This window comes from Enterobacter sp., from assembly GCF_977039595.1.
In genome coordinates this window covers 1-4,564 of the sequence record NZ_CDRQYH010000141.1, presented here as the reverse complement: position 1 = coordinate 4,564, position 4,564 = coordinate 1, and the positions used below count along the sequence as shown (strand labels likewise).

The 4,564-nt window shown below is 52.0% G+C and carries 2 protein-coding genes; both read left to right on the top strand.

Annotated features, from left to right (window positions below; genetic code table 11):
* Positions 1-105: ribosomal protein L7/L12 (locus ACWYRJ_RS20845; RefSeq protein ID WP_436331000.1), on the top strand; the 105-nt coding region annotated here is incomplete at its 5' end.
* A gap of 319 nt (positions 106-424) precedes the next feature.
* Positions 425-4,453 (top strand): DNA-directed RNA polymerase subunit beta, encoded by a 4,029-nt coding sequence (gene rpoB / locus ACWYRJ_RS20840; protein WP_032644498.1) that lies wholly within the window; start codon positions 425-427, stop codon positions 4,451-4,453.
* The last annotated feature ends 111 nt before the right edge of the window (positions 4,454-4,564 follow it).

The following is a 4,564-nucleotide window of genomic DNA, read 5'->3' as shown; positions in this document are numbered from 1 at the left end:
GTAGAATCTGCTCCAGCTGCGCTGAAAGAAGGCGTGAGCAAAGACGACGCAGAAGCACTGAAAAAATCTCTGGAAGAAGCTGGCGCTGAAGTTGAAGTTAAATAAGCCAACTTTTCTGGTTGCAGCCTGAGTAATTAGGCTGATGGCTGGTGACTTTTTAGTCACCAGCCTTTTTGCGCTGTAAGGCATCAGTAGCATTTCACACTGTTTGACTGCTGATTGTCCTGACAATGCATGTTTCTATCGACGACTTAATATATTGCGACAGGGTGCTCGCTCTGTGTAAATCGCGACGAAATGATTTAAGCGTGATAGCAACAGGTATTGCGGAAAGTATTCAATTTTCCGGTCCACAAAATGGTGTTGCACAAACTGTCCCTTCGTCGGACAGATGGGTCGACTTGTCAGCGAGCTGAGGAACCCTATGGTTTACTCCTATACCGAGAAAAAACGTATTCGTAAGGATTTTGGTAAACGTCCACAAGTTCTGGACATTCCATATCTCCTTTCTATCCAGCTTGACTCGTTCCAGAAGTTTATCGAGCAAGATCCTGAAGGGCAGTACGGTCTGGAAGCAGCCTTCCGCTCCGTGTTCCCGATTCAGAGCTATAGCGGTAACTCCGAGCTGCAGTACGTCAGCTACCGCCTTGGCGAACCGGTGTTTGACGTTCAGGAATGTCAGATCCGTGGCGTGACCTATTCCGCACCGCTGCGCGTAAAACTGCGTCTGGTGATCTACGAGCGCGAAGCTCCGGAAGGCACCGTAAAAGACATTAAAGAACAAGAAGTCTACATGGGTGAAATTCCACTCATGACAGACAACGGTACTTTCGTAATCAACGGTACTGAGCGTGTTATCGTTTCCCAGCTGCATCGTAGCCCGGGCGTCTTCTTCGACAGCGATAAAGGTAAAACACACTCTTCCGGTAAAGTACTGTATAACGCACGCATCATTCCTTACCGTGGTTCATGGCTGGACTTTGAGTTCGATCCGAAAGACAACCTGTTTGTCCGTATCGACCGTCGTCGTAAGCTGCCTGCAACCATCATTCTGCGTGCACTGAACTATACCACTGAGCAGATCCTGGACCTGTTCTTTGAGAAAGTGATCTTTGAAATCCGCGACAACAAGCTGCAGATGGAGCTGGTGCCGGAACGTCTGCGTGGTGAGACCGCGTCGTTCGACATCGAAGCCGACGGCAAAGTGTATGTGGAAAAAGGTCGCCGTATCACCGCGCGCCACATCCGCCAGCTGGAAAAAGATGATATCAAACACATCGAAGTTCCGGTTGAATACATTGCAGGAAAAGTAGCCGCGAAAGATTACGTTGATGAATCAACTGGCGAGCTGATCTGCCCGGCGAACATGGAGCTGAGCCTGGATCTGCTGGCTAAGCTGAGCCAGTCTGGCCACAAACGTATCGAAACGCTGTTCACCAACGATCTGGACCACGGTGCGTATATCTCTGAGACTATTCGCGTCGACCCAACCACCGATCGTCTGAGCGCGCTGGTAGAAATCTACCGCATGATGCGTCCTGGTGAGCCACCAACTCGCGAAGCGGCGGAAAGCCTGTTCGAGAACCTGTTCTTCTCCGAAGACCGCTACGATCTGTCTGCGGTTGGTCGTATGAAGTTCAACCGTTCTCTGCTGCGCGACGAAATCGAAGGTTCCGGTATCCTGAGCAAAGACGACATCATCGAAGTGATGAAGAAGCTCATCGATATCCGTAACGGTAAAGGCGAAGTGGACGATATCGACCACCTCGGCAACCGTCGTATCCGTTCCGTAGGCGAAATGGCGGAAAACCAGTTCCGCGTTGGCCTGGTACGTGTAGAGCGTGCGGTGAAAGAGCGTCTGTCTCTGGGCGATCTGGATACCCTGATGCCTCAGGATATGATTAACGCCAAGCCGATTTCTGCAGCAGTGAAAGAGTTCTTCGGTTCAAGCCAGCTGTCTCAGTTCATGGACCAGAACAACCCGCTGTCTGAGATTACGCACAAACGTCGTATCTCTGCACTCGGCCCAGGCGGTCTGACCCGTGAACGTGCAGGCTTTGAAGTTCGAGACGTACACCCGACGCACTATGGTCGCGTATGTCCAATCGAAACGCCTGAAGGTCCAAACATCGGTCTGATCAACTCCCTGTCCGTGTACGCACAGACTAACGAATACGGTTTCCTTGAGACCCCGTACCGTAAAGTGACCGACGGTGTTGTAACCGATGAAATTCATTACCTGTCTGCTATTGAAGAAGGTAACTACGTTATCGCTCAGGCGAACTCCAACCTGGATGACGAAGGCCACTTTGTAGAAGATCTGGTTACCTGCCGTAGCAAAGGCGAATCCAGCTTGTTCAGCCGCGACCAGGTTGACTACATGGACGTATCCACCCAGCAGGTGGTATCCGTCGGTGCGTCCCTGATCCCGTTCCTGGAACACGATGACGCCAACCGTGCATTGATGGGTGCGAACATGCAACGTCAGGCCGTTCCAACTCTGCGCGCTGATAAGCCGCTGGTTGGTACCGGTATGGAGCGTGCTGTTGCCGTTGACTCAGGTGTTACTGCAGTTGCTAAACGTGGCGGTACTGTTCAGTACGTCGATGCATCCCGTATCGTTATCAAAGTTAACGAAGACGAGATGTATCCGGGCGAAGCAGGTATCGACATTTATAACCTGACCAAATACACCCGTTCTAACCAGAACACCTGTATCAACCAGATGCCTTGCGTGTCTCTGGGTGAGCCAGTTGAGCGCGGCGACGTGCTGGCAGACGGTCCGTCCACCGACCTCGGTGAACTGGCGCTCGGTCAGAACATGCGCGTAGCGTTCATGCCGTGGAACGGTTACAACTTCGAAGACTCCATCCTCGTCTCCGAGCGTGTGGTTCAGGAAGATCGTTTCACCACCATCCATATTCAGGAACTGGCATGTGTGTCCCGTGACACCAAGCTGGGGCCAGAAGAGATCACCGCTGACATCCCTAACGTGGGTGAAGCTGCGCTCTCCAAACTGGATGAATCCGGTATCGTTTACATCGGTGCGGAAGTGACCGGCGGCGACATTCTGGTTGGTAAGGTTACGCCTAAAGGTGAAACCCAACTGACGCCAGAAGAGAAACTGCTGCGTGCAATCTTCGGTGAGAAAGCGTCTGACGTTAAAGACTCTTCTCTGCGCGTACCAAACGGTGTTTCCGGTACGGTTATCGACGTTCAGGTCTTCACTCGTGACGGCGTTGAGAAAGATAAGCGTGCGCTGGAAATCGAAGAGATGCAGCTCAAACAGGCTAAGAAAGACCTGTCTGAAGAACTGCAGATCCTCGAAGCGGGTCTGTTCAGCCGTATCTATGCGGTGCTGGTTGCCGGTGGCGTTGAAGCTGAGAAGCTCGACAAACTGCCACGCGATCGCTGGCTGGAACTGGGCCTGACCGACGAAGAGAAACAAAATCAGCTGGAACAGCTGGCTGAGCAGTATGACGAACTGAAACACGAGTTCGAGAAAAAACTCGAAGCGAAACGCCGTAAAATCACTCAGGGCGACGATCTGGCACCAGGCGTGCTGAAGATTGTTAAGGTGTATCTGGCTGTTAAACGTCAAATCCAGCCTGGTGATAAGATGGCAGGTCGTCACGGTAACAAGGGTGTTATCTCTAAGATCAACCCGATCGAAGATATGCCGCACGATGCTAACGGTACGCCGGTAGATATCGTACTGAACCCGCTGGGCGTACCGTCTCGTATGAACATTGGTCAGATCCTGGAAACTCACCTGGGTATGGCTGCGAAAGGCATCGGCGATAAGATTAACGCCATGCTGAAACAGCAGCAGGAAGTCGCGAAACTGCGCGAATTCATCCAGCGTGCCTACGATCTGGGTACCGACGTGCGTCAGAAAGTCGACCTGAACACCTTCAGCGATGAAGAAGTGCTGCGTCTGGCAGAGAACCTGCGCAAAGGTATGCCAATTGCAACGCCGGTATTCGACGGTGCAAAAGAAGCTGAAATTAAAGAGCTGCTGCAACTGGGTGGTCTGCCAACGTCTGGTCAGATTACGCTGTTTGACGGCCGTACTGGTGAACAGTTCGAACGTCCGGTAACCGTAGGTTACATGTACATGCTGAAACTGAACCACCTGGTCGACGACAAGATGCACGCTCGTTCTACCGGTTCTTACAGCCTGGTTACTCAGCAGCCGCTGGGTGGTAAGGCACAGTTCGGTGGTCAGCGCTTCGGGGAGATGGAAGTGTGGGCGCTGGAAGCATACGGCGCGGCATACACCCTGCAGGAAATGCTCACCGTTAAGTCTGATGACGTGAACGGTCGTACCAAGATGTATAAAAACATCGTGGACGGCAACCATCAGATGGAACCAGGCATGCCAGAATCCTTCAACGTACTGTTGAAAGAGATTCGTTCGCTGGGTATCAACATCGAACTGGAAGACGAGTAATTCTCGCTCAAACAGGTCACTGGTGCCGGGTTAACCCCCGGCACCAGATTGTGCTAACTCCGACGGGAGCAAATCCGTGAAAGATTTATTAAAGTTTCTGAAAGCGCAGAC

What these genes read in the sequence shown, in the direction of transcription:
- rpoB (WP_032644498.1), top strand. Translation starts at nt 425, where the DNA reads ATGGTTTACTCCTATACCGAGAAAAAACGTATTCGTAAGGATTTTGGT.